Below are 2891 nucleotides of genomic sequence, written 5' to 3'. Positions count from 1 at the left end.
CTCCGCCGAGCCGGTGCCGGTCGACCCGAACGGTGCCGAGCCGGCCGTCGGTGAGCCCGCGGGCGAGCCCGCCGGCGAGTTGAACGGCGGAGTCCAGCGCGCCCGGCGCGGTGTCGGCGGTCTCCGCGGCGGCCTCGGCGGCCTCCACGGCGGCCTGCGCCGGCGCCTCGTCGATCTCGGGCGGCGGGCCGGCCGGGCGCTTGGCGGGCCTGGACCTCTTCGGCCGCGAACGGACCGGCTCGGGCGCGGCCTCCACGACCGGCGCCGTCTCGGCGGCGGGCGCCCTCACGGGCTCGGCGGCGGGCTCCTCCGCGGGCTCCTTGGGCTTGGCCTCGTGCCGGGACAGCTTCTCCTCGACGGCCTTCTCGACCTCGCCCTTGCGCTTGCGGCGGCGTCCGGACTCCTTGCCGGCCGCCTTCTCCGCCTTCGGCTCGACCGGCGTCAGGTGGACGTGGATGCCGCGGCCGTTGCAGGACTCGCAGGTCTCCGAGAACGCCTCCAGCAGTCCCTGGCCGACCCGCTTGCGGGTCATCTGCACCAGCCCGAGCGAGGTGACCTCGGCGACCTGGTGCTTGGTACGGTCCCGCGACAGGCACTCCACGAGGCGGCGCAGCACCAGGTCCCGGTTGCTCTCCAGCACCATGTCGATGAAGTCGACGACGATGATGCCGCCGATGTCGCGGAGCCGGAGCTGGCGGACGATCTCCTCGGCCGCCTCCAGGTTGTTGCGGGTGACGGTCTCCTCCAGGTTGCCGCCCTGCCCGGTGAACTTGCCGGTGTTGACGTCGATGACCGTCATCGCCTCGGTGCGGTCGATCACCAGGGAGCCGCCGGACGGCAGCCAGACCTTGCGGTCCATCGCCTTGGCGATCTGCTCGTCGATGCGGAACGCCGACAGGGCGTCCTGGTCGCCGGTCCAGCGCTCGACGCGGTCGGCGAGATGGGGGGCGACGTACTGGACGTAGTCGGAGACGGTGTCCCAGGCCTCGGCCCCGGACACCACCAGCTTGGAGAAGTCCTCGTTGAAGATGTCGCGGACCACCCGGATCGTCAGGTCGGGCTCGCCGTAGAGCAGCGACGGCGCGGAGGCCGTCTTGACCTTCTTCTGGATGCTCTCCCACTGGGCGGCCAGGCGCGAGACGTCGCGGGCGAGCTCCTCCTCGGTCGCCCCCTCCGCCGCGGTCCGCACGATCACGCCCGCCTGCTCCGGCATGACCTTCTTGAGGATCGACTTGAGGCGGCTGCGCTCCTTGTCGGGCAGCTTGCGGCTGATGCCGGTCATCGAGCCGTCCGGCACGTAGACCAGGTACCGGCCGGGCAGGGAGACCTGGCTGGTCAGCCGGGCGCCCTTGTGGCCGAGCGGGTCCTTGGTGACCTGGACGAGCACCGACTGGCCCGACTTCAGCGCCGACTCGATGCGGCGGGGCTGGCCCTCCAGCCCGGAGGCGTCCCAGTTGACCTCGCCCGCGTACAGCACGGCGTTGCGGCCCTTGCCGATGTCGACGAACGCCGCCTCCATCGACGGCAGGACGTTCTGGACCTTGCCGAGGTAGACGTTGCCGACGTACGACTGGTGCGTCGCGCGGTTGACGTAGTGCTCGACGAGAACGTCGTCCTCAAGGACGGCGATCTGGGTGCGCTCGCCCTCCTGCCGGACCACCATGACCCGCTCGACGGCCTCGCGGCGGGCCAGGAACTCCGCCTCGGTGATCACCGGCGGGCGGCGGCGGCCCTGCTCGCGGCCCTCGCGGCGGCGCTGCTTCTTGGCCTCCAGGCGGGTCGAGCCCCGGACGGACTGGACCTCGTCCTCGGCGGCGGCGCGCTCCTCGCGGGCCGTGCGGACGTGCACGACGGTGTTCGGCGGGTCGTCGGAGCCGCCGGACTCGCCGTCGGCCCCGGACCGGCGCCTGCGGCGGCGACGGCGGCGGCTGGTGCCGCCCTCCCCGTCGTCCTCGTCGCCCTCGGCGGCGCCCTGCTCGGGCTCCTCGGCCTTGGGCTCCTTGTCCTCCTTGGCCTTGGACGCCTTGCCGCCCTTCGCCGCCTTGCCCTTGGCGGCCCTGGCGGGCTTGGCGGGCTGCTCCTCCCTGGGCTCCTCGGCCTCGGCCTCAACCTCGCCCTCGGTCTCCTCGCCCTCGTCCTCGGCGCCCTCCTTGCCGCCGCGGCCGCGGCCGCGGCCGCCGCGGCGGCGGCGACGGCGGGACGGGCGGTCCTCGGAGTCGTCCTCGTCGGCGGGCCCGTGGTCCTGGTCCTCCTCGCCGGCGTCCTGCACGGCGGGCTCGGCCTCGGCGGCCTTCGGCCGGGCGGGCGCCTCGGCCTTGGGCTGCGGCGGCTGGAAGACGACCATCGGCGGCTGGAACGTCACGCCGGGGACGCCGACGCCGCTCGCGGGCTCGGTCTCCGACACCTGCTCGGGGGCCGGGACCTCCCCGGCGACCGGGACGGCCGGGACCTGCGGCACGGACGGGACCTCGGCGGCGGCCTTCGCGGGGCGGCGGCGGGTCCGGGTGCGGGGCGCCGGCGCCTCTTCGGCGGGCTGCTCGGCGGGCTCTTCGGCGACCGGCTCGGCGGGGGCCTCGGGCGAGGTCTCGGCGCCGGTCATCGGGACGGGCTCGGCCGTCTCGGCGGCGGCCTTCGTGGTCTTGCGGGCGCGGGTCCGGGTCCGCTTCGGCGGCTCGGCCGGCTCCTGCGTCCCGGCGGGCGCCGCGGCCTCCTCGGCGGGCGCGGGCTCCTCGGCGGAGGCCGCCTCCGGCTGCGCGGCAGGGGCCTCGGCAGGGGCCTCGGCAGGGGTCTCCTCCAAGCTCGGGCAGCGCGTCCTCCAGCGTCGGGACGGACCGGACCCGGTCCGGGGCGATCTCCGCGAGGCCCTCGCCGAGCTCGGCGTCGAACCCGAC

General features: G+C 75.4%; 1 protein-coding gene. It reads right to left on the bottom strand.

All coding sequences use genetic code 11. From position 1 onward, the window contains the following. On the bottom strand, nt 1-2797 hold a 2797-nt coding region (locus AB0K37_RS41500), incomplete at its 3' end, for an Rne/Rng family ribonuclease (protein ID WP_363991548.1). Nucleotides 2798-2891 lie beyond the last annotated feature (94 nt).

This window comes from Actinomadura sp. NPDC049753 (assembly GCF_040674655.1).
Taxonomy (GTDB): Bacteria; Actinomycetota; Actinomycetes; order Streptosporangiales; family Streptosporangiaceae; genus Spirillospora; species Spirillospora verrucosospora.
This window is presented reverse-complemented; position numbering and strand designations above follow the sequence as displayed.